Below are 22,362 nucleotides of genomic sequence, written 5' to 3'. Positions count from 1 at the left end.
TGTTTTCAGATAAATGCTTAGTTGAAAAAGAGTCTCATCATTGAGGCTCTTTTTTGTTATATTGTTGCGCATTTAAAGATTTTAGATTTGAGTAATCTCGTATGAGCCAACCTGAAGTGACTAAAAAAGCGTTGCCTTGGAAATTAATGGTATTGGGTCTACTCATTCCAATGTTTGTGATTGGAATGGCGTTTTTAGCAGCAAAGAGCGATGCAGAGAATAAAAAGCAATATGATCTAGAACGTGCAGAAATTCAAAAGCGGGTTGAGTTAAGGCAGCAGCAAGAAGCTGCTTCACAAGCAAAAAGCGAGTAGGCATAAATCCTTTCAGTTTTTGCAATAGGTTTTAAAAAAAAGGGTTGAGATTGACTATAGCTTGAAAACTTATACTTATTATTAGTTATGCTTTATATGATTATTTTGCATATCAATATAATAAAACAAGCAATAGTTGTGAATAGTAAATCTCTATAATGAATATCAATTGTTGAATGTGTAATTAGCACGAATTAGTAAATCGGTGTTGTCGATGTCAATAAATGAGGAAAGACTTACTCATCTTAAACAGCTTGAAGCTGAGAGTATTCACATTATTCGTGAAGTAGCTGCCGAATTCGAAAATCCGGTAATGTTATATTCCATTGGTAAAGACTCAGCTGTCATGCTGCATCTTGCCTTGAAAGCGTTCTATCCTGCCAAACTTCCGTTTCCACTTCTGCATGTCGATACCGGCTGGAAGTTTAAGGAAATGATTCAATTCCGTGACAACATGGCGAAAACCCATGGCTTTGATTTGATCGTACATCAAAACAAAGAAGGTCGTGATGCGGGGATTAACCCATTTGACCACGGTAGCTCAAAATATACGGATATCATGAAAACTCAGGGCTTGAAACAAGCACTGGATAAGTATGGTTTCGATGCTGCTTTTGGTGGCGCACGTCGTGACGAAGAGAAATCTCGTGCCAAAGAGCGTGTCTATTCTTTCCGTGACAATAAACACCGTTGGGATCCTAAAAACCAACGACCAGAGTTATGGAACTTATATAACGGTAAAGTGAACAAGGGCGAAAGTATTCGTGTGTTCCCATTATCCAACTGGACCGAGTTGGACATCTGGCAATACATCTATTTAGAGCAGATTCCAATTGTTCCATTGTATTTTGCTGCTGAACGTCCAGTGGTTGAGCGTAGCGGTACACTCATCATGGTCGATGATGAACGTATGCGTTTACACGAAGGCGAAGTTCCACAAATGAAATCGGTACGTTTCCGTACTTTAGGCTGTTACCCATTGACTGGTGCAGTTGAGTCAGAAGCGAATACCTTACCTGAAATTATTCAAGAAATGTTGCTCGCGACAAGCTCAGAACGTCAAGGTCGTATGATTGACCATGATGAAGCTGGCTCGATGGAAAAGAAAAAGCAAGAAGGCTATTTCTAAGCGTTACTCAGCATTCGGTTTCAAAGCATTTGTGGAGTTTGAGCAATGTCTCATCAATCAGAATTAATTAGCCAAGATATTTTGGCTTACTTAAAACAGCATGAACAAAAAGATTTATTGCGCTTTTTGACCTGCGGTAACGTCGATGATGGTAAGAGTACTTTAATCGGACGTTTACTTTATGATTCAAAATTGATCTATGAAGATCAATTACAAGCGGTTACGCGCGACAGTAAAAAAGTCGGCACAACCGGTGATGCACCTGACCTTGCCTTATTGGTCGATGGTCTGCAAGCCGAGCGTGAGCAGGGCATTACCATTGATGTGGCTTACCGCTATTTCTCTACAGAAAAGCGTAAGTTCATCATTGCAGATACCCCAGGGCATGAGCAATATACGCGTAACATGGCTACAGGTGCGTCAACCGCTGACCTTGCGATTATCTTGATTGATGCGCGTTATGGCGTACAAACGCAAACGCGTCGTCATACCTATATTGCGAGTTTGTTGGGAATTAAGAACATTGTTGTTGCGATTAACAAAATGGACTTGGTGGAATTCTCTGAAACGCGCTTTGGCGAAATTCAAGCAGAATACCAACAGTTTGTAGCGCAATTAGACCGTAAACCAAGCAATATTTTGTTTGTGCCAATTTCAGCTTTGAATGGCGACAACGTGGTGAATGCATCTGCAAATACGCCATGGTATCAAGGTCAAACCTTGATGAGCATTTTGGAATCTGTCGAAATTACCCGTGATTCAAGCAAGAGCGAATTCCGTTTCCCTGTGCAGTATGTGAACCGTCCGAACCTCGATTTCCGTGGTTTCTGCGGAACGATTGCTTTAGGTGAAGTACACGTTGGCGATGAAATTGTAGCTTTACCTTCAGGTAAAAAGTCTACAGTGAAAGAAATCGTGACTTATGACGGTAACTTAGAGCATGCAATTGCGGGTCAGGCAGTGACTTTAACGTTGAACGATGAAATTGATATTTCGCGTGGTAACGTGTTGGTTAAAGCGGGTGAAGAGCCATCTTTGTCACGTAGTGTACGTGCTACTGTGGTTTGGATGAATGACCAGCCGCTTGTAAAAGGTAAGTTGTACAACGTTAAGATTGGTACGCAAACAGTTCCAGCCAAAGTCACCGCCATTAACTACCGCGTCAATGTGAATACACTTGAACATACTCAAGTGGAACAGTTAGAGCTGAATGCAATTGCAGACTTAACCGTTGAATTTGATGCGCCAGTGGTGTTTGACCGTTACCAAGACAGCCGTTATACCGGTTCATTTATCTTTATTGACCGTTTAAGCAATGTCACGGTTGGTGCAGGTATGGTGGAAGCAGCGGTTGAATGGACTGCACATGCAAATCCTGTTTCTGCTGAAGATCGTGCAGCTCGTTTGGGTCAAAAACCTGCGACCGTCACTGTAACCGCAAAAGCGCTTGAGCAAGCTCAAGTCTTGGAAAGCTTGTTGATTCAGCAAGGTGTGGTTGCCATTGCCAAAGCAGGCTTAACGGCTGAACAAGTGGCGTTGTTGCGTGAAACGGGTGTAGTAATCATTACTGACCTTGCCGATGCAACTGATGTGAGTTTTACTGCTGAACAAGCGGAAGAACTGGCAGAGCAAATTGTGAAATTGGTTAGTTTATAAGATCCAATGCTAAAAAACCCGCCATTTGGCGGGTTTTTTATGTGCTGAACTGCAGCTTATTTAATCAATTTTTTTGAGCGAAGAGGGTGGCAAAGCGCTGTTTAATCCGGTGTCCATGTTCATCGGTACGATGCAGTTCACCAACATTTTCATTGTATTTTAGAATTGTCCAATCTTGATAATGTGCTTCCAATTCACCCGCTTTGAAGCTAAAAGGGAAATCAGGCTGGACCGGATAATCATCACTGTCCATGGCGCAGACAATTAAGTTATATCCGCCTGATTTTGTGGCTTGCTGCATTTGAGCAATCAAAGGTGGAATTGTTTTGGCTTGTAAAAACATCATGACCACGGTGCAATAAATAAAATCATATTGCTTTTGAATCTGTTGATTTAGATTCAAATCCCGCAGTTGAGTATGAATATTGCGAATCTGTTCCGTCTGAATAATTTGTTCTAAATGTTGCATACTTTGCGGATTCACATCCCAAGCATCCACTTCAAAGCCATGCTGACTTAAAAATAGGGCATTACGTCCCGAGCCGCAGCCGACATCTAGGGCTTTACCACCTTGCAAAGCAGGGAGGGCTGCTAATATTTCTGAATGAGTGGGGGCGAGCTGATATTTTTGCGTGAATAATTCATCTGCATGGCAATAAAAGCTGAGTTGGCATTCAATATCGGGGCTAAATGAGACAATGCGATGCCAAGCTTGGGGTTCGATGAAAGGAGGTTGTTCAGTTACGCTAAAATACTGATGGGATGTCACATCACCCTGCTCACTGAGCAAAGCATAATCGAGTTCACCTTTTAAAATATGGAGTTTTGCCCATGTGCCAGGTTTGGTGTTGTGAGCTTGCTGAAAAGCGGGTGGAATGGTGTCGTGCTTCCAAATAGGCAGTGATTTATAACACAGCAGTGTTTGCATATAGGCATCCTTATATTCCGAGCTTTAACTTAGCAAAAAATCTATTTTGAATGATGTTCTCAATCTGATATTAGCGTGATGCTGCTAAAAATAAAAACAGCGACCGAAGTCGCTGTTTTAAATTATTCACATAATTAAGCTTGTTGAATACCTGCAACCAACCAGTCTTGGCTTGAGCCCGCAGGTTTAACAAAGTGCCAGATTTCGGTAAAGGGTTGTGGCAAGCTGTTAAGATCTTCGCTCACAGTACCGGTAAAGCGTACGCTAACCACATATTGACCATTTTCAGTTGCAGAATCCGTCACCATCGCATTCAAGTTAGAAAACTCAGCTACATCTTGATCACGGTTTGCCATAATGTCGTTATACATCGACTGATAGAGATCAGGTGTTAGATAACGGCGAATTTCTTCAATATTGCTCGCGGTATTCATCGATTGAATATGATTAAAGCGTTGACGTGCAATACGTAAGAAAGCAGCAGGTTCAGTACCATCTGGAAGCTGATTACCGCTGTTGGTATAGGCTGTGCCAAACGGAGCATTGCTTACAGGTGCTTGAGTTGCAGCACCGCCACCGACGGATTGACCAAAAATATTGGTATTATCCGTTGATGCACGCGGTGCCGCAGGTGTTTGACCAAATGGCGATGCAGGTTGACCGCCATTATTCGGTGCATACGGATTAGTAGAGCTTAGTTTTTTTTTTGCGCCCATCTTGCGGAAAATGAAGAAGGCAACAGCAGCAGCAAGTAAGATCCAGATCCAGCCAGGAATTCCGCCTTTCTCTTCTTGAGCGGCTTCAGCTTGACTTGCTGGGCGATCATCTGCAAGCGCATTGGCAGCAACGGCACCAACAGCAGCACCCGCTACACCAGCAGCAACCATAGTACCAACACCTGGACCAGATTTTTGCGGTGCAGTTGCAGGGGCAACAGGTTGTTGTGCAGGAGTTGCTTGACGAGGTTGTTGATAAGACTGGCTGGATGTTGTAGAACGGCTCATGCCATGACTTTTACCACTACCAGCACGTTTAGCTTCTGCTAAAGGTGCAACCAATAACATCGCTGCTAAAATACCTGCAACTAAACTACGCTGTCGAACTTCCATTCAATTTTCCTATAAAAATAAAAATTAGCATTGCATTTATGCAGGCTTTTGTTGCATTTTTCAATAAGAAAACACAATTTTTTTGTTTAAATTTGCACAGTTAAATTTTTATGACCTACAGACTTACTCTGCGAGATTCATGGCTTCAGTCAAGGCTTCATGTAATCGGGCAACTGCAATGATCTGCACCCCAGCAATGGCTTTTTGCGGTGCATTAGCGCGTGGCACAATAATATATTTAAACCCATGTTTAATGGCTTCTTTTAGGCGTTCCTGACCATTCGGTACTGGGCGAATTTCTCCAGAGAGTCCTACCTCGCCAAAAACAGCCAATTGTTGTGGCAGCGCTTTGCCACGGAGGCTGGAAGCACAAGCCAATAGTACCGCTAAGTCTGAGCCTGTTTCGGTAATTTTTAAACCACCCACGACATTCACATAAACATCTTGCCCAGAGGTTTGTACCCCACCATGACGATGCATCACAGCCAATAACATGTTTAAACGGTTTTGTTCTAGTCCGAGTGCTACACGGCGAGGCTGTCCATGGGCATCATCGACCAAAGCCTGTACTTCGACCAAGAGGGGACGTGTACCTTCACGGCTGATCATGACAATAGAACCCGGAATGGCTTCATCATAACGGCTTAAGAAAATGGCTGAAGGATTGGCGACTTCACGTAATCCTTTATCGGTCATACCAAAGACACCGAGCTCATTGACTGCACCAAAACGGTTTTTTACGGCACGAATCATGCGATATCTTGAGTCAGACTGACCTTCAAAATACAGTACACAGTCCACCATATGCTCAAGTACACGCGGTCCTGCCAAAGCCCCTTCTTTGGTGACATGGCCCACAAGAAATAGTGCAGTGCCACTATTTTTAGCAAAACGGGTTAGCAAGGCCGCAGATTCGCGAATTTGCGAAACACCACCCGGGGCAGACTGTAAGGTTTCCGTATAGAGGGTTTGTATGGAATCCAGAATCGCAACCGCAGGGCGTTCCTGTGCCAGTACCTCACAGATGCGCTCGACGCAGGTTTCCGCCATGACTTTAAGTTGATCGGTCGGCAAATCGAGACGCTGTGCACGAAGTGCGACTTGGGATAAAGATTCTTCACCTGTGACATAGAGTGCAGAACTTTTCGCTGCCGCCATATAAGTTGCAGTTTGTAAAAGAATGGTGGATTTACCAATACCCGGGTCACCACCAATTAAAACCACGGAGCCTGTGACTAAGCCGCCACCGAGTACGCGGTCAAATTCACCAATACCTGTGGCAAGACGAGTTTCATGCGAAACAGACACTTGATTTAATGTAGTGATGCTGGCAGCTTGCCCTGCGTAGCCGCCTCCGATTTTAGGTTGAGCGCGATGTGTCACAACTGGTTCAACCTTTATTTCAACCAGACTATTCCACTCGCCACATTCAGAACATTGTCCTGCCCACTTCGAATGGTCGGCACCGCATTGCTCGCAGCGGTAAACAGTTTTAATTTTTGCCATAAATAAAATTGAAAATTTTGTATAAATTAGATAAAAAAGAGTTATTACGAATACAATTAAAAGCGTCTGTAGTATTTCTTAAGGATTAAGAAGGAAAGACAAGGTTCGTAATTCACTGGTTAAAGGGAAGTGCTCAGAAAAATAACATGATATAGGACTTTTACAAGTAAGAAACACTGTGTTTTGAGTCAATATATTTGTTGAGTTCACTTTTTCCAAGGAAGGTGTTTGGGTGTTTGCTTATTTATTGTCATAACTTAGTTTTAGAATGGCATAGATATTGCTCCTGCTCAAACAAATGAAAATTTAGCGGTTGCTCTATTTTCAAATTATATAAAAAGGTTGATGTCTATGAGTGCAGCAGAAATTGTTGATTGGGTAAATGGTATTATTTGGAGCAAGGCTCTTATTTATTTATGTTTAGGGGCAGGCTTATTCTTCTCTATTTTGACGCGCTTTGTACAAGTGCGTCAGATGAAAGAGATGGCGAGATTACTATTTAGTGGTTCTTCCTCCGAGCAAGGGATTTCCTCGTTTCAGGCACTTGCCGTTTCACTTTCGGGACGTGTTGGTGTAGGTAACATTGCGGGTGTTGCTGCCGCAATTGGCTTTGGTGGTCCAGGTGCTGTGTTTTGGATGTGGGTGGTGGCATTTTTAGGTGCGAGTACCGCCTATGTGGAATCAACCTTAGGTCAAATTTATAAAGTTGAATATCAAGGTCAATACCGTGGTGGCCCAGCATTTTATTTTGATAGAGGTCTAGGTCAACGTTGGTTAGGTATTTTATTCGCCATTGCAGCGATCGTATCTTGTGGTTTGTTCCTACCTGGTATTCAAGCGAATGCGGTCGGCAATGCCTTTACCCAGATTACCGGTGAAGGTTCGATTGTTTTTGGTAATGTCGGAACGTTTAAACTCGTTGCTTTAGTGGTGATTTTGACTTTATTAGCAATCATTATTTTTGGTGGTATTAAACGTATTGCACGTTTTGCTGAGTTTGTTGTGCCATTCATGGCGGCAGGCTACATTTTAATGGCGCTTGTCATTGTCGGAATGAATATTCACGAACTTCCGGGTGTGATTAAACTGATCTTTACAGATGCGTTCACCCCAATGGCGGGTATTGGTGCAGCCATTGGTTGGGGGGTTAAACGTGGTGTTTATTCCAACGAAGCGGGTCAGGGTACAGGTCCACACGCAGCGGCAGCAGCAGAAGTGCAACACCCTGCACAACAAGGGTTTGTACAAGCATTTTCGGTGTATGTCGATACCTTATTTGTTTGTTCTGCTACAGCCTTCATGATTTTAATTACCGGTATGTATAACGTACAAGGTACTTTAGAAGCGGGTCAATTTATTGTTCAAAACATTGGTGCAACGGTTGAAATTGGTTCACCAGCATTCACCCAAATGGCAGTCAGCACGGTATTTGGTGGCTTTGGTCAAATCTTTGTGGCTTTGGCGGTGTTCTTCTTTGCTTTCACCACCATTGTTGCCTACTACTATATTGCAGAAACCAACATTGCTTATTTAAGCTACATCACTAGAACACCTTCACTATTATTCATCACCAAGTGTTTCATTATGATTTCGGTTGCTTATGGTGTAATCAGTGCGACAGGTTATATCTGGGGCGTCGGTGATATTGGTGTAGGTTTAATGGCATGGATTAACATTATTGGGATTATCTTGACTTACTTTGTCTGGAAACCAACCATGAAAGCGTTGAAAGATTACGAGCAGCAGCAAAAAGCAGGCGTGAAAGAGTTCACTTTTGATCCAGTCAAACTCGGCATTCGTAATGCAACTTATTGGGAAGAACGTTTAAAGAAAAAACAGAACAACCAATAGAAAGTTAGCTCACGAACATTTAGTAAAACTTAAAAGAAGCAGCCGAATCGGCTGCTTTTTTTACGAACAATTGTAGAAAATCTAGAACTAACGTATCAAAAAAGTGCATTGTGTTGCATCAATCTAGTGCGTATTATCGGCGCTAATTGTATAAGGCGTGAATGCTGAACAATACAGATATAGTTGTTTAGCTTAGATTGACCCAAAAACTTACATAGCGAAGGCATGCTTAAAAATAGTGCAAATGTGTAATTTGGATTAATTTGGTTAAAAAATCTTAAAGGATTATTAGAGAGTTTCTATCACGATGTTAAATCAAAACTCGAATGAGTCCGCTGCGCAAGGCGAACTCCATCGTAGTTTGTCGAATCGACATCTACAACTGATTGCGATTGGTGGGGCAATTGGTACAGGCTTGTTCATGGGATCGGGCAAAACCATTAGTTTGGCGGGTCCTTCGATCTTATTTATCTACACGATTATTGGTTTAATGGTGTTTTTCGTAATGCGTGCATTAGGAGAACTACTATTATCAAATCTGAAATATAAGTCATTCATTGATTTTTCCACGGATCTTATCGGTCCTTGGGCGGGCTATTTTGTCGGTTGGACCTACTGGCTGTGCTGGATCACGATTGGTATCGCAGACTTATCCGCGATTATCTACTATTTGCAATTTTTCAATAATGGACTGCCTTTTAGCCCAGTTGAAGGGGCAATGATCAGCGTCGCAGCAATTATCTTCATTATGGGGCTCAACCTAATGACGGTAAAACTATTTGGTGAGCTTGAATTCTGGTTTGCCTTGGTCAAAATTATCGCGATTGTGGTACTGATTGCTGTTGGTTTGTGGATGATTTTCACGGGCTTTACTTCAACTTCAGGCGAAGTGGCATCATTTACGCATTTATGGGCTAATGGCGGAATGTTCCCGACAGGTATGGAAGGTTTCCTTGCCGGTTTCCAAATTGCCATTTTTGCTTTTGTCGGGGTGGAACTGGTCGGAACGACAGCAGCAGAAACCAAAGATCCAGAGCGCAACTTGCCAAAAGCAGTTAACTCAATTCCCGTTCGTATTATTATTTTCTATGTATTTGCATTGATTATTGTAATGTCGGTGACGCCATGGAATAAGATCAATCCAGACGTGAGCCCATTCGTTAACTTGTTCAGTCAAGCGGGTATTGCTGCAGCAGCGATCATTATGAATCTGGTGGTGTTGTCTTCGGTGATGTCATCGATGAACAGTGGTGTATTCTCTACCAGTCGTATGTTGTTTGGTTTATCCCGTGAGAAACAAGGACCAGAAGCATTTGGTCATTTGAACAAGCGAGCTGTTCCGGCCAATGCCTTGTATTTTTCAGCAATCTGCTTGTTGGCAGGTGCAGCATTACAGTATTTTGTTCCGAACACCGTTGAAGCCTTTACGCTGGCCACGACCTTGTCGACCATTCTGTTTATTTTAGTGTGGTTAATGATTTTGTGGAGTTATCTGGTGTACTACAAAACACGTCCAGATTTACATGCCAAGTCGACCTTTAAATTACCGGGTGGACCATTGACCTGCTGGATCGGAATCGTATTCTTTATTGGTATGATTTACGTGTTATCACTTGAACCAGACACCATGAAAGCCCTGATGGTCAGTCCGATTTGGCTGATCATTCTCGCAATTGGTTATTTTGGTTTTTATAAACCTAAACATAAATAATCAATTTGTGTTTGTAAAAACGTCAGTTTAAAACTGGCGTTTTTTTATGTCTGACGATAATCTCTAGCGTTTAATGCTTTGGTCAATGCGTTGATCGGGTTATACTTCGTTAAAATTTGAGATAGGTGGTCAGATGCGTCGCGTCATTTGCTGCATAAGTGTATTGGTCTTGGGCTCTTCATTAATCGGTTGTGGTCAATCGGGTGCATTGCAATTACCAAGCGATTCAAATTATGACAAACGTGCAAAATATTTGTTATATCCAAATGTAGAGTCTGGTCAAAAAACTGAGCAAGTTGAATCGACCCAGCCAGCAGATCAACAACCTGCTACACAAAATCAATCATCTACACCTTAACTTGTCACTGAAAGGACATCTTCATGAGTTTTACCCGCATTAATGGGGTATTGCATGCAGAGCAGTGTTCTCTTGAACAGCTTGCACAGCAATACGGCACGCCACTGTATGTGTATTCAAAAGCAGCTTTTGAAAAGCATTTCTTAGACATGGATCGTGCTTTTGAGTTTATCGATCATCAAATTTGTTTTGCGGTAAAGTCGAACTCCAATATTGCGGTACTGAATGTATTGGCCAAACTCGGCTGTGGCTTTGATATTGTGACTGGCGGTGAGTTGGCGCGTGTTTTGGCTGCGGGTGGTGATGCCTCCAAAGTGGTATTTTCTGGTTTAGGTAAAACCGAAGCGGATATTCAAAAGTCATTAGAAGTTGGCATTGCCTGCTTTAATGTCGAGTCTTATGCAGAATTAGACCGAATTCAGAAAGTGGCGGCGGCATTGGGTAAAAAAGCCCCGATTTCATTGCGTGTCAATCCAGACGTGGATGCAAAAACCCATCCTTATATCTCGACGGGGTTAAAAGAAAACAAATTTGGTATTCCATCCGATACGGTATTTGAAACCTATCAATATGCGGCAAGTTTACCCAATTTAGAGATTATCGGGATTGACTGCCATATCGGTTCGCAATTAACTGAAACGAAACCGTTTGTGGATGCCCTTGATCGCGTCATGTTGATGATTGAAAAACTCAAAGAATTGGGAATTCAGCTCAAACATATCGACATTGGTGGTGGTTTAGGCGTGACCTATAAAGATGAAGTGCCGCCTACCGTTTTTGAATATGCCAATGCAATGAAGCCCGCTTTAGAAAAATTGGGCTTAAAAGTGTATATGGAACCCGGACGCAGTATTTCTGCGAATGCAGGTGTATTGGTGACTAAGGTGGATTTACTAAAACCAACCAATCACCGTAATTTTGCCATTATTGATGCAGCGATGAACGATTTGATCCGTCCTGCGCTATATGAAGCATGGATGGATATTCAACCTGTGACTCCGCGCACCGATGTTGAGACGCTACAGTGGGATGTGGTGGGTGCCATTTGTGAAACCGGCGATTTCTTGGGGAAAGAGCGTGATTTAGCCCTGCGTGAACAGGATACTTTGGCGGTCTTGGGTGCTGGTGCATACGGATTTGTGATGAGTTCAAACTACAATACCCGTGGTCGTGCTGCTGAAGTTATGGTCGATGCTGCTGAGTCATATCTCATTCGTGAGCGTGAAACAGTTGAGTCACTTTGGGCAAATGAACACTTGTTGCCTTAAGGAGTCAGGGAATGTTTTTAGAATTTACTAAAATGCATGGTCTGGGTAATGACTTCATGGTGATTGATCTAATTAGTCAACGTGCTTATTTAGATAGCGTTACCATTCAACGTCTGGCAGATCGTCATTTTGGCATTGGTTTTGACCAATTACTGATTGTTGAACCACCCGATGTACCAGAAGCCGATTTCAAATATCGTATTTTTAATGCGGATGGTTCGGAAGTTGAACAGTGTGGTAATGGGGTACGCTGTTTTGCGCGTTTTGTGCATGAGCGTCAGTTGACCACTAAAACCAAAATTAAGGTACAAACCAAAGCGGGCATCGTCGAGCCGGAATTGGGTCCGAATGGCTGGGTACGCGTAAACATGGGTTATCCTAAATTTTTGCCACAGGACATTCCATTTTTAGCTGATCAAGCCGAAAACTTGTATGACCTCGAATTGGCAAATCAGCAGCAGATTACAATTGACGTGGTCAATATGGGCAACCCGCATGCGGTGACCATTGTGCCAGACGTCATTACGGCTGATGTGGCAACGATGGGGCCACAAGTCGAGTCACATGCTCGTTTTCCAGCGCGTGTAAATGCGGGTTTCATGCAAATCATTGATGAAAAACATGCACGTTTACGCGTATTTGAGCGGGGTGTGGGTGAGACTTTGGCCTGTGGTACAGGAGCATGTGCTGCTGCTGTATCGGGTATGCGCCGTGGTTTATTGGCGAATCAAGTTGAAATTGAACTGGCGGGTGGCAAGTTGCAAATTGAATGGCGTGATGGCGATGTGGTCTGGATGACGGGTCCAACAGCAAATGTCTATGAAGGCCGTATCGATTTACGCTATTTCCAAGGCTAAGTTTATTTTGAAAGAAAAAAGCACTATCCATAAGATGGTGCTTTTTTATGGGCAAAAATCGGCTATGCTGAGTTAAAAGATCAATCTATTCTTGACTATAAGTGCATGCCAAAATTAATTTTTCTCCCTGGTGCATCTGGAAGTACAACTTTTTGGACGCCATTAATTCAAGCTCTGGAAAATCAGCATCCGAAACAGGTGATTGCCTATCCGGGTTTTGCTGACGAGCCAAGCCAGCAGTCGGTTGTTGACTTTGCCAGTTTGTCTGATTTTGTCCTGAATCAGATTCAGGATGAATGTATTTTGATTGCCCAATCCATGGGAGGCGTTTTTGCTGTACAGGCCGCGTTAGCCCGTCCAGATTTGGTTAAAGGCTTGGTACTCATGGCAACCTCAGGCGGAATTGATTTATCATGTTTTCAGTTGCAAGACTGGCGAACCGACTATCAGCATCAGTATGTCAATTATCCAGACTGGTTCGTGACAACTCAAATTGATTTATCTCCGCAATTTGAAAAAATTAAGTTGCCCGTGCTGTTGCTATGGGGCAATCAAGACCTGATTAGTTCCGTGGCAGTCGGTCAAGCCTTGCAGCAAAAATTACCGCAAGCAGAACTGCATATTATTGACGGGGGTGATCATGCCTTTGCAGCAAAGTATGCGGCCGTGGTTGCTGAACATTTAAAGCCTTACTTATTACAATTTGACTCAAGACCATAAGGAGCAGTGCCATGGTTGAGGACGCTCAGCAGCTTTTAGCCATGTGGTTGAAAGCGCGCGAAATCCAAAATCAATCTCAATTGACCTTATTGGCTTATGAGCGAGATGTGGGGGACTTTTTACAATTTTGTGCGCAAAAGAAATTAATGCTGCAAGATGTAGAAACTGCAGATTTACGTGAATATTTGGCGGTGAAAGTTGAGCGTCAGCAGTTGAGTTCTAGTAGCTTGCAACGACTGCTGTCGGCTATACGCCAATTTATGAAATGGGCGCAGGAAGGGCAATATCTGACCATGAACCCTTCCGATGATTTTCAGCTAAAACGTCAGCCACGCCCACTCCCGGGAATGATTGATATTGAAACGATTCAACAGATTTTAGATCAGGCTGAACCCGAAAAGGAATCCGATCAGGAGTTATGGCGACGTGATCGAGCCATTTTAGAGCTGCTTTATTCCAGTGGTTTACGCTTGGCAGAGATTCAAAGTATAAAAATTAAAGATATTGATTTTAATCGTCAATTATTACGCATTACGGGTAAAGGTAATAAAACCCGTGTGGTTCCGTTTGGCTCTAAAGCCAAAACAGCACTCATGGACTGGTTAGCCTTGTATCCCCAATGGCAGGGTGATTTTGTACCGGATGCACAGGTGTTTATTACCCGTAAAGGTAATCCGCTAGGTGCACGACAAATTGAAAATCGGGTCAAATTTCAGGCTCAACGGGCAGGCGTAAATGTCGATTTACATCCGCACTTGTTACGTCATTGTTTTGCTAGTCATATGTTGTCGAATAGTGGAGATTTGCGGGCAGTACAGGAAATGTTGGGACATAGTAATTTAAGTACCACGCAAATTTATACTCATGTCGATTTTGACCGTTTAGCTAACGTGTATGATCAGGCTCATCCTCGAGCGCAATTCAAAAATCAGTCATAATTTGTAGCTATGCTATCAAAAAAAACCTCCCCAATGCTGCAAGAGCCTTGGTACAAAACTTGCTAAATACAAGTTAGAGCCGCATGGGAGGTTTTTGTACTATTGTAGAATAATAAAAAACCAGAAGATAACGTATAAGTGTCGTGTGATAACAGAAATTGATGCACACGGCTTTGTTTAATTTTAAAGGGTAGAGGATTGCAGACCATGATTGCCAACATACAAGAAAAATATGAGCAGCTGAACGAAGTGCAAAAGGAGATTTTTGCAGGCTATGGTTTGCGTCAAATTAAGCATTTTATTGAATATTGTTTACCAGAAGTTCAACCACTGTTGCCTGAAAATTCTGTGATTGATGGTATTAATACCTCGGGTATGGTTCAAGCCACGCAACAAGACACGCAAAAGTGCTATGTCTGGAACGGCACGACATGGGATGTCTCCGCCAGCCATCTACCGATTATGGATACGACACAAAACTTTCAATCGGTCTGGGAAATTTTTACTTTGTCCGATTATGAGTTGATTGAACTCAGTCATGTTCATCGAGATTTTTTAGGTCATGCCCATGTTTGAGCGCAATCCACTGCGCCGAATTGAATAAAGGACATGTTTTTGCAAGCTACTGTCTGCTGGCAGGGCGGGATGTAAGAATTCCTGTTGATACTGCATACCTAGACGCTGCATTACAGCTTGAGAGGGATGGTTTATTGATGCAGTGAAAGCCACGACTTCATGAAGATGCAGTGTTTGAAAAGCAAAATTCAGTGCAAGTTGTGCCGCTTCAGTGGCATAGCCATAGCCCCAATACTCTTGAGCAAAACGCCAACCCATTTCAGTACACGGGGAAAAGCAAAATTGATCGGGCTGATGATGCAATCCTGTCATGCCAATCAAGCGCTGTGCCGATTTCAATTCTACCGCCCAAAACCCCCAGCCTTGTGCTGTAATTAAAGCTTGGAACTTATCGATAAGTTGATCACTTTCAGCCCGAGATAAACATTTGGGGAAATAACGCATCACGGCTGGATCGGCATTGAGCTGATAGAAGGACAGGCGATCCGATTCTTGCCAAGGCCGTAAAATCAAGCGGCTACTTTCAAGTTGCATCTGCATCAAGTCTCTTATAAATCTTCTAAAGGCAACTGAAAGCTTTGTTTAATAATTTGGCTTGGTAAATCGGTCTTAACGCTGGTAATGCCATTTTTCTTGGTTAAATGGGTCGACTGAAATTTACGATAGCTTTCTAGGTCTGGCACCACCACTTTCAGCATGGCATCACATTCACCTAAAATAATATAACACTCCATGACCTGAGGCAGTTCCTTCATGGCTTCAATAAAACAGTCAATGGTTTCAGCATCCTGACCGACCAACCAAATGCGTGAAAATAAAATCAGTTGAAAACCAATTTTTTGTGGATCAACCACCGTGGTGTAGTTCTGGATCACTCCTGCTTCTTCTAACAGTTTGACTCGACGTAAACAAGAAGATGGGGAAAGTCCGACTTCTTTAGCTAAATCATTATTTTGAATCCGACCATTTTGTTGCAATGCTTGAATGATACTTTTATCAATGCGATCTAGCTTGATTAAAATATTCTTGGAAGATGATTTCATAAAGTAGAATTAAATTCGAAAAATAAATCTAATTATAGAATATTTGCAATCCTATTTTATATAAATTCGCAGATACTAATTTTCACTTTCAGTCTATCTGGGAAAGGGAAAAGGATATGTCTGTATATTTACTCTTTGCGTTGACCGTTTTACCACTGGTGTGTACCCCAGGACCTGACATGCTGTTTATTTTTTCGCAAGTCATGGCGAAAGGATTAAAGGCCGGCATTATGGCGACTTGGGGCGTGTGTATGGGATATATGGTGCATTCGGTCTTAGTTGCGTTGGGGATTGCAGCAATTCTGGTTTCTTTTCCGATGCTATTTGAAACAATCCGTTGGTTAGGGATTGCCTATCTTTTATATCTGGCTTTTAGTTTGTTTCGCGCGGTCTTTAATAGCAAAGCCTTGCATGTGCCTAAAGCGCAAGCAGGGAGTCCGATTGCTAAAGGATTTTTAACTTCGTTACTGAACCCGAAGGGCATGCTGATTTATTTTGCCATTTTGCCGCAGTTTATGCGCAATGCAGAAAATACCGTGACACAAGGATTAATCTTATCTTTTATTTTCATAGGCTTATGCCTTGTGGTGTATACTGCTTTAAGCTTTGTGATTGCTAAAATTACGGCTAATGCTCAATTAGATGCCAAAAAACAAAAATGGGTCGATGCAGGTTCAGGCGGTTTATTGATGCTGGCTGCAACATGGTTAATTGCGCATTAAGTCGAACAAGCATGCTGTGATTCATAGCATGCTTGTTTTGCAGAAAATCTTAGCGTCATGCCGATCGGAATTCACGCTGTTGAACAGCAAGCTTAAAAATTTGAACTGGATCTTTCAAACATCACTTTGCTGTCAAAAATGACAAGATCAATACAGTTTTAACTCCCATGAGAATGTCGTATATAGCGCCAATCAGCTTAAGAATTTTCAGAATTGATCAGAAATAATTATGAGCTAAATAAAGTAAAAAAATAATAAAAATCAATGCATAAAAATAGTACGAACCCAGCTGGGTTTTAAAATGAAATTGGATGCAAATAAAACTTTGAACGCTGCGTTCAGCCATTTTTACGCATTTTTACTCTTGATTCGGCAATTGTGACTTGACCGAAATGCCATACGCATTGCAAGATAGGACACCTAAAAAATTTTAAGTGAAGAGTTAGTTTAACTTTTCTCAACATTTACTTTTGCTAAAACAGCCGAGGATTACATGAAGGCTCTTGTTGCTGTAAAACGTGTGGTTGATGCCAACGTTAAAGTTCGCGTTAAACCGGACAATAGTGGGGTAGACCTTACTAACGTTAAGATGTCAATTAACCCATTCTGTGAAATCGCAGTGGAAGAAGCGGTTCGCTTAAAAGAAAAAGGAACTGTTTCAGAAATCGTTGTTGTTTCTATTGGTCCTAAAGAAGCTCAAGAACAAATTCGTTCTGCAATGGCACTTGGCGCTGATCGCGGTATCCTAGTTGAAGCTGATGACAGCCAACTTGGTGCTCTTGAAGTTGCTAAAATCCTTAAAGGTGTTGTTGAAGCTGAACAACCACAATTAATTCTTCTGGGTAAACAAGCGATTGATGACGACTCTAACCAAGTTGGTCAAATGCTTGGCGCACTTTTAGGTGCAGGTCAAGGTACGTTCGCATCAGAAGTTAAAGTTGATGGCGACAAAGTACAAGTAACTCGTGAAGTTGATGGCGGTTTACAAACTGTTGAATTATCACTTCCAGCAATCATCACTACAGACTTACGTTTGAACGAGCCACGTTATGCTGCTCTTCCAAACATCATGAAAGCGCGTAAAAAGCCGCTTGATACTAAGTCTCCAGCTGATTTTGGTGTTACAACGACAACTAAACTTAAAACAGTTAAAGTTGAACCACCTGCTGATCGTAAAGCTGGCGTACAAGTGAAATCTGTAGATGAGCTTGTTGAAAAATTGAAAAATGAAGCGAAAGTGATCTAATACAGAAGGATAAAATCATGAGTATTTTAGTTATCGCTGAGCACGACAACAAGACACTTAACGGTGCAACTTTAAACGTTGTTGCTGCTGCACAAAAAATTGGTGGTGATATCACTGTATTGGTAGCTGGTGCTGGTGCACAAGCTGTTGCGGATGCTGCTGCAAAAGTTGCAGGCGTAAGCAAAGTCTTACTTGCTGACAACGCTGTTTATGCAAACCAATTGGCTGAAAATGTTGCTGCTTTAGTGGCTGACATTGCTAAAGGTGGTTTCAAACACGTATTGGCGGCTTCTACCACAACGGGCAAGAACATTCTTCCACGCGTAGCGGCACTTCTTGACGTAAGCATGATCACAGATATTATTGCTGTTGAATCTGCAAATACATTCAAGCGTCCAATTTATGCGGGTAACGCGATTGCGACTGTTCAATCAGACGAAGCGATCATTGTCGGTACGATCCGTGGTACAGCGTTTGATGCTGTTGCTGCTGAAGGTGGTGCGGCGGCGGTTGAAGCTGTAAGTGAAGTTAAAGATGCGGGTATCTCTAAGTTTGTTGCTGAAGAGATCGTAAAATCTGAACGTCCTGAATTAACAGCTGCGCGTATTGTAGTTTCTGGTGGTCGTGGTGTGGGTTCTGGCGAGAACTACCACAAAGTACTTGACCCATTAGCAGACAAGCTTGGTGCTGCTCAAGGTGCTTCACGTGCTGCGGTAGACGCTGGCTTCGTTCCTAACGACATGCAAGTGGGTCAAACAGGTAAAATCGTTGCTCCAGACTTGTACATCGCTGTCGGTATCTCTGGTGCGATTCAGCACTTGGCGGGTATGAAAGACTCTAAAGTGATCGTTGCGATCAACAAAGACGAAGAAGCGCCAATTAACGCAGTTGCTGACTACTGGTTAGTGGGTGACTTAAACACTGTAGTGCCAGAATTAGTATCTAAAATCTAATAACTGAACTGCTGTAGTTTAAAAAACGCCCTTTACAGGGCGTTTTTTTATGTTGATGCCATCAGTACTGATGGTATTCGCGCTGCTTTTTGCCAGCTTGAAAGTTGCGATCTGTGCTGAAGCAAGTCGCTTCAAACATGAAAACTTCATTTTTCCTTCTTATAACTTATATAAAACAAGCATTTAAATCTTTTTATATAATGCGGCACACCGCATGAAACTTTAGCTTAATTTTCCACTTAAATTAAAGCCACTTATTGTTTAAAAAAAATACGATAAATAAAGGAAAACTAACGAAATTAACTCATCTAATTCACCACCTAAAAGTGATAAAATATGCTAAAATTTACGGCTGTATTTTAGTTTTTTAGCTCAATTTCCTGAGTTAAATTTTTGCAAGATTTAAGATATATAAATGCGGGCAGAACATCTGCTTGTATAACAAGGAGTATGCATGAGCGTATCGGAAATTAGACCGATTGCCATTGAGGATGAACTCAAGCACTCGTATTTGGACTATGCAATGAGCGTGATTGTATCGCGCGCTTTACCTGATGTACGAGATGGTCTAAAACCTGTTCATCGTCGTGTGCTTTATGCAATGCACGAATTGGGTAATGACTACAACAAAGCGTACAAAAAGTCTGCCCGTGTTGTAGGTGACGTAATCGGTAAATATCACCCACATGGTGACTCTGCTGTTTATGAAACTATTGTTCGTATGGCGCAAGACTTTAGTTTGCGTTACATGTTGGTTGATGGTCAAGGTAACTTCGGTTCTGTAGATGGCGATAGCGCTGCTGCGATGCGTTATACCGAAGTACGTATGCAAAAATTGACCCATGAGATTTTGGCGGATTTAGAAAAAGATACCGTTGACTGGGAAGATAACTACGACGGTTCTGAGCGCATTCCTCAAGTAATGCCAACACGCATCCCGAATTTGCTGATTAATGGTGCAACCGGTATTGCGGTAGGTATGGCGACCAATATGGCGCCACATAACATGACCGAAGTTGTGAATGCTTGTTTGGCGTATGCTGATGACCCAAATATTAGCATTGAAGGTTTGATGCAGCATATTTCGGGTCCTGACTTCCCTACAGGCGGCATTATCTACGGTAAATCAGGCATTGTAGATGCTTACCGTACTGGTAAGGGGCGTTTGCATATTCGTGGTAAGTATCATTTTGAAGAAGATGAGAAAACCGGCCGTACCACGATTGTCTTTACTGAAATTCCTTATCAGGTGAACAAGGCGAGAACCATTGAGCGTATTGCTGAATTGGTGAAAGAGAAAAAACTGGAAGGTATCTCTGAGCTTCGTGACGAATCTGATAAAGAAGGGATGCGTATCGCCATTGATTTAAAACGTGGTGAAAATGCTGAAGTTGTGGTGAACAACTTGTTCTTGCATACCCAACTTGAAAATTCCTTCAGCATTAACATGGTCTGCCTAGACAATGGGCAACCAAAGTTAATGAATCTTAAAGATATCATTGCGGCATTTATCCGTCATCGCCAAGAAGTGGTGACACGCCGTACCATGTTTGAATTGCGTAAAGCACGCGAACGTGGCCATATCTTAGAAGGTTTGACGGTTGCGCTAGCCAATATCGATCAAATTATTGAAACCATTAAAACTTCTGCCAATCCTGCAGAAGCGCGTGAGCGTTTACAAGCCGGTGAGTGGGCAGCCGGTAGTGTGGTGGCCTTGCTCGAAAAAGCAGGTTCAATTTCTATCCGTCCAGACGAAATTGAAGGTGAAGATCCAAATCGTCCATTTGGTTTAGATGGTCAAGTGTATCGTTTGTCGCCAACTCAGGTGGGTGCGATTCTAGAGCTGCGTTTACATCGTTTAACGGGTCTTGAGCAAGACAAACTGCATGCCGAATACACAGAGATTCTGGGACAAATTGCTGAATATACAGCCATTCTGAATGACTTTAACTTGCTGATGACAGTCATTAAAGAAGAATTGGCGTTAATTCTGCAACAATATGGCGATGCACGCCGTACTGAAATCGTGGAATCACGCGTTGACTTCTGTCGTGAAGACTTGATTCCTGAAGAACAAGTGGTATTAACCGTTTCACAAACTGGTTATGCAAAAACGCAGCCGTTGTCTGACTATGCGGCACAACGTCGCGGTGGCCGTGGTAAATCTGCGACTTCGATGAAAGAAGATGATTACATTCAACATCTGATTGTGACTTCGAACCATGCAACGGTGTTGTGCTTTACCAATGTCGGTAAAGTGTATCGCTTGAAAGTATTTGAAGTTCCACAGGCGTCACGTGGGGCAAAAGGCCGTCCAATGGTGAACTTGTTACCATTAGAAGCAGATGAAACCATTACCGCTATTTTACCAGTGATTGATGCACCGAAGAAATTTAAAGACCGTTTAGCGGACTTTAAAGCCTATGTCCGTGCCAACGTGGTGAAACTACGTGAAAACAGTGTTATTGAAGCACATTATGAAGCCTTAAAAGCCTCATTTGATGAGCTTGCGGCTGATGCTGATGAATTGTCGGATGGCTTACGTAAGCAGTTAAAAGAGTTGGGTGTAGAGCTTTCTGCAACAGATTTGGATGATGAAATTGTTGCCGAATTTGCAGAACTGGTCGAAAACCTGCGTAAAAACTTCTTTGTCTTTATGGCAACGGCCTCAGGTACAGTCAAACGTGTAGAGCTGGAACAATTCAGTAATGTTCGTTCAAACGGCTTACGTGCAATTGAATTGAACGAAGAAGATACCTTGATTGGTGTGGCGATTACCGATGGCGAACAGCAAATTATGTTGTTCTCGAATGAAGGTAAAGCCATTCGTTTTGCTGAGACCGATGTTCGTGCCATGGGGCGTTCAGCCAAAGGCGTGCGCGGTATGCGTGTGACGATAGGCTCAGCGCAGGCTGAAGAAGCTGAAGAAGTGGATTCGGATGAAGATGATGCAATAGATGCCAGCTTTATTAGCCGTATTGTTTCTTTAGTGGTTGTGCCTGAAACAGGGGAAGTGCTATGTGCTTCAGCCAATGGTTATGGCAAACGTACACCTGTTGATGACTTCCCAACCAAGAAACGTGGTGGTAAAGGCGTAATTGCCATTAAGACCTCAGAACGTAATGGTGAATTGGTTGGTGCAGTGGCAATTGATGAAACCAAAGAACTGATGCTGATTTCGGATGGTGGTACGCTAGTCCGTACCCGCGCTTCTGAAGTTGCACAAACAGGTCGTAATGCGCAAGGTGTTCGTCTTATCCGTTTAGGAGAGGATGAAACATTGGTGGGTGTTGAAGCAATTGATGCTGTAGAAGAAGATGATATTGAAGCTGTTGAATCGTTAGTTGCTAATGAAACCTTAGTGGATGATGTAACGCTTTTTGATGAAGCTCAGGATGAATCAGATTTGAATGAATCTGAAGAAGACTAAGTTTGATCTCTCAGAAAAGGACGCTACGGCGTCCTTTTTTGTGCATA

At 42.5% G+C, this 22,362-nt stretch carries 20 protein-coding genes; 15 read left to right on the top strand and 5 right to left on the bottom strand.

The window, feature by feature from the left end; translation table 11 throughout:
• Positions 1-101: 101 nt before the first annotated feature.
• From AC6CHI_RS04630 to cysN, 3 genes are all read left to right on the top strand, one after another.
• The gene (locus AC6CHI_RS04630; protein ID WP_458891342.1) at positions 102-314 is read left to right on the top strand and encodes a hypothetical protein; all 213 of its coding nucleotides are present in this window, start codon (positions 102-104) and stop codon (positions 312-314) included.
• Positions 315-534: 220 nt separating this feature from the next.
• On the top strand, positions 535-1,443 hold the full coding sequence (gene cysD / locus AC6CHI_RS04625; protein ID WP_026441297.1) for a sulfate adenylyltransferase subunit CysD: 909 nt from the start codon (positions 535-537) through the stop codon (positions 1,441-1,443).
• Between the two features lie 45 nt (positions 1,444-1,488).
• Positions 1,489-3,099, top strand: a complete 1,611-nt coding sequence (cysN, locus tag AC6CHI_RS04620; RefSeq protein ID WP_498119692.1) for a sulfate adenylyltransferase subunit CysN — start codon at positions 1,489-1,491, stop codon at positions 3,097-3,099.
• Positions 3,100-3,163: 64 nt separating this feature from the next.
• Here the strand turns inward: cysN and tehB are convergent, their stop codons facing one another.
• The 3 genes from tehB to radA all read right to left on the bottom strand — a co-directional run bounded on the left by tehB (position 3,164) and on the right by radA (position 6,642).
• Positions 3,164-4,027: an SAM-dependent methyltransferase TehB gene (tehB, locus tag AC6CHI_RS04615; protein ID WP_498119690.1), complete on the bottom strand. Its 864-nt coding sequence runs from the start codon at positions 4,025-4,027 to the stop codon at positions 3,164-3,166.
• Between the two features lie 134 nt (positions 4,028-4,161).
• Complete coding sequence (locus tag AC6CHI_RS04610; RefSeq protein WP_498119688.1) at positions 4,162-5,136, bottom strand: Tim44 domain-containing protein; 975 nt, start codon at positions 5,134-5,136, stop codon at positions 4,162-4,164.
• A 123-nt stretch (positions 5,137-5,259) separates the two neighbouring features.
• Entirely contained in the window at positions 5,260-6,642 is a 1,383-nt protein-coding gene (gene radA / locus AC6CHI_RS04605; protein WP_498119687.1) for a DNA repair protein RadA, read from the bottom strand.
• 351 nt (positions 6,643-6,993) lie between these two features.
• Here radA and AC6CHI_RS04600 point away from each other — a divergent pair, with 351 nt between their 5' ends.
• The 8 genes from AC6CHI_RS04600 to AC6CHI_RS04565 all read left to right on the top strand — a co-directional run bounded on the left by AC6CHI_RS04600 (position 6,994) and on the right by AC6CHI_RS04565 (position 14,921).
• Complete coding sequence (locus AC6CHI_RS04600) at positions 6,994-8,493, top strand: alanine/glycine:cation symporter family protein (protein ID WP_498119686.1); 1,500 nt, start codon at positions 6,994-6,996, stop codon at positions 8,491-8,493.
• A 307-nt stretch (positions 8,494-8,800) separates the two neighbouring features.
• Positions 8,801-10,204 (top strand): amino acid permease, encoded by a 1,404-nt coding sequence (locus AC6CHI_RS04595; protein WP_498119685.1) that lies wholly within the window; start codon positions 8,801-8,803, stop codon positions 10,202-10,204.
• Positions 10,205-10,337: 133 nt separating this feature from the next.
• A complete protein-coding gene (gene lptM / locus AC6CHI_RS04590) occupies positions 10,338-10,562 on the top strand; it encodes an LPS translocon maturation chaperone LptM (protein WP_458891349.1) in 225 nt (74 codons plus the stop codon).
• 23 nt (positions 10,563-10,585) lie between these two features.
• Positions 10,586-11,830, top strand: coding sequence for a diaminopimelate decarboxylase (gene lysA, locus AC6CHI_RS04585; protein ID WP_498119684.1), 1,245 nt, complete (start codon positions 10,586-10,588; stop codon positions 11,828-11,830).
• 11 nt (positions 11,831-11,841) lie between these two features.
• Positions 11,842-12,687: a diaminopimelate epimerase gene (dapF, locus tag AC6CHI_RS04580; RefSeq protein ID WP_498119683.1), complete on the top strand. Its 846-nt coding sequence runs from the start codon at positions 11,842-11,844 to the stop codon at positions 12,685-12,687.
• A 105-nt stretch (positions 12,688-12,792) separates the two neighbouring features.
• Entirely contained in the window at positions 12,793-13,407 is a 615-nt protein-coding gene (locus AC6CHI_RS04575; protein ID WP_498119681.1) for an alpha/beta fold hydrolase, read from the top strand.
• A gap of 11 nt (positions 13,408-13,418) precedes the next feature.
• Positions 13,419-14,345 carry a site-specific tyrosine recombinase/integron integrase gene (gene xerA, locus AC6CHI_RS04570; RefSeq protein WP_498119679.1) on the top strand — a complete coding sequence of 309 codons (927 nt, stop codon included), beginning with the start codon at positions 13,419-13,421 and terminating at the stop codon, positions 14,343-14,345.
• Positions 14,346-14,552: 207 nt separating this feature from the next.
• Positions 14,553-14,921: a hypothetical protein gene (locus tag AC6CHI_RS04565; RefSeq protein ID WP_498119677.1), complete on the top strand. Its 369-nt coding sequence runs from the start codon at positions 14,553-14,555 to the stop codon at positions 14,919-14,921.
• Here AC6CHI_RS04565 and AC6CHI_RS04560 read toward each other — a convergent pair.
• A complete protein-coding gene (locus AC6CHI_RS04560; protein ID WP_498119675.1) occupies positions 14,901-15,461 on the bottom strand; it encodes a GNAT family N-acetyltransferase in 561 nt (186 codons plus the stop codon). The genes AC6CHI_RS04565 and AC6CHI_RS04560 overlap by 21 nt on opposite strands.
• 8 nt (positions 15,462-15,469) lie before the next feature.
• Positions 15,470-15,964, bottom strand: a complete 495-nt coding sequence (locus tag AC6CHI_RS04555) for an Lrp/AsnC family transcriptional regulator (RefSeq protein ID WP_241627675.1) — start codon at positions 15,962-15,964, stop codon at positions 15,470-15,472.
• A gap of 116 nt (positions 15,965-16,080) precedes the next feature.
• Here AC6CHI_RS04555 and AC6CHI_RS04550 point away from each other — a divergent pair, with 116 nt between their 5' ends.
• The 4 genes from AC6CHI_RS04550 to gyrA all read left to right on the top strand — a co-directional run bounded on the left by AC6CHI_RS04550 (position 16,081) and on the right by gyrA (position 22,315).
• The gene (locus tag AC6CHI_RS04550; protein WP_458891355.1) at positions 16,081-16,686 is read left to right on the top strand and encodes a LysE family translocator; all 606 of its coding nucleotides are present in this window, start codon (positions 16,081-16,083) and stop codon (positions 16,684-16,686) included.
• Positions 16,687-17,179: 493 nt separating this feature from the next.
• Entirely contained in the window at positions 17,180-17,932 is a 753-nt protein-coding gene (locus AC6CHI_RS04545; protein ID WP_458891356.1) for an electron transfer flavoprotein subunit beta/FixA family protein, read from the top strand.
• A gap of 17 nt (positions 17,933-17,949) precedes the next feature.
• Positions 17,950-18,885 (top strand): FAD-binding protein, encoded by a 936-nt coding sequence (locus tag AC6CHI_RS04540; RefSeq protein WP_458891357.1) that lies wholly within the window; start codon positions 17,950-17,952, stop codon positions 18,883-18,885.
• 454 nt (positions 18,886-19,339) lie between these two features.
• Complete coding sequence (gene gyrA / locus AC6CHI_RS04535) at positions 19,340-22,315, top strand: DNA gyrase subunit A (protein WP_498119673.1); 2,976 nt, start codon at positions 19,340-19,342, stop codon at positions 22,313-22,315.
• Positions 22,316-22,362: the final 47 nt, after the last annotated feature.

It is taken from the genome of Acinetobacter sp. GQ146 (genome assembly GCF_059758585.1).
Note: the sequence above shows the minus strand (reverse complement) of the source record. Positions and strands in the feature narration are given on the sequence as shown.

Coding starts and splice junctions, on each gene's coding strand:
- dapF (WP_498119683.1), top strand. CDS start 11,842: ATGTTTTTAGAATTTACTAAAATGCATGGTCTGGGTAATGACTTCATG.
- lysA (WP_498119684.1), top strand. CDS start 10,586: ATGAGTTTTACCCGCATTAATGGGGTATTGCATGCAGAGCAGTGTTCT.
- AC6CHI_RS04555 (WP_241627675.1), bottom strand. CDS start 15,964: ATGAAATCATCTTCCAAGAATATTTTAATCAAGCTAGATCGCATTGAT.
- AC6CHI_RS04610 (WP_498119688.1), bottom strand. CDS start 5,136: ATGGAAGTTCGACAGCGTAGTTTAGTTGCAGGTATTTTAGCAGCGATG.
- AC6CHI_RS04575 (WP_498119681.1), top strand. CDS start 12,793: ATGCCAAAATTAATTTTTCTCCCTGGTGCATCTGGAAGTACAACTTTT.
- radA (WP_498119687.1), bottom strand. CDS start 6,642: ATGGCAAAAATTAAAACTGTTTACCGCTGCGAGCAATGCGGTGCCGAC.
- AC6CHI_RS04565 (WP_498119677.1), top strand. CDS start 14,553: ATGATTGCCAACATACAAGAAAAATATGAGCAGCTGAACGAAGTGCAA.
- AC6CHI_RS04540 (WP_458891357.1), top strand. CDS start 17,950: ATGAGTATTTTAGTTATCGCTGAGCACGACAACAAGACACTTAACGGT.
- AC6CHI_RS04630 (WP_458891342.1), top strand. CDS start 102: ATGAGCCAACCTGAAGTGACTAAAAAAGCGTTGCCTTGGAAATTAATG.
- AC6CHI_RS04560 (WP_498119675.1), bottom strand. CDS start 15,461: ATGCAGATGCAACTTGAAAGTAGCCGCTTGATTTTACGGCCTTGGCAA.
- lptM (WP_458891349.1), top strand. CDS start 10,338: ATGCGTCGCGTCATTTGCTGCATAAGTGTATTGGTCTTGGGCTCTTCA.
- AC6CHI_RS04600 (WP_498119686.1), top strand. CDS start 6,994: ATGAGTGCAGCAGAAATTGTTGATTGGGTAAATGGTATTATTTGGAGC.
- gyrA (WP_498119673.1), top strand. CDS start 19,340: ATGAGCGTATCGGAAATTAGACCGATTGCCATTGAGGATGAACTCAAG.
- AC6CHI_RS04550 (WP_458891355.1), top strand. CDS start 16,081: ATGTCTGTATATTTACTCTTTGCGTTGACCGTTTTACCACTGGTGTGT.
- xerA (WP_498119679.1), top strand. CDS start 13,419: ATGGTTGAGGACGCTCAGCAGCTTTTAGCCATGTGGTTGAAAGCGCGC.
- AC6CHI_RS04595 (WP_498119685.1), top strand. CDS start 8,801: ATGTTAAATCAAAACTCGAATGAGTCCGCTGCGCAAGGCGAACTCCAT.
- cysN (WP_498119692.1), top strand. CDS start 1,489: ATGTCTCATCAATCAGAATTAATTAGCCAAGATATTTTGGCTTACTTA.
- AC6CHI_RS04545 (WP_458891356.1), top strand. CDS start 17,180: ATGAAGGCTCTTGTTGCTGTAAAACGTGTGGTTGATGCCAACGTTAAA.
- tehB (WP_498119690.1), bottom strand. CDS start 4,027: ATGCAAACACTGCTGTGTTATAAATCACTGCCTATTTGGAAGCACGAC.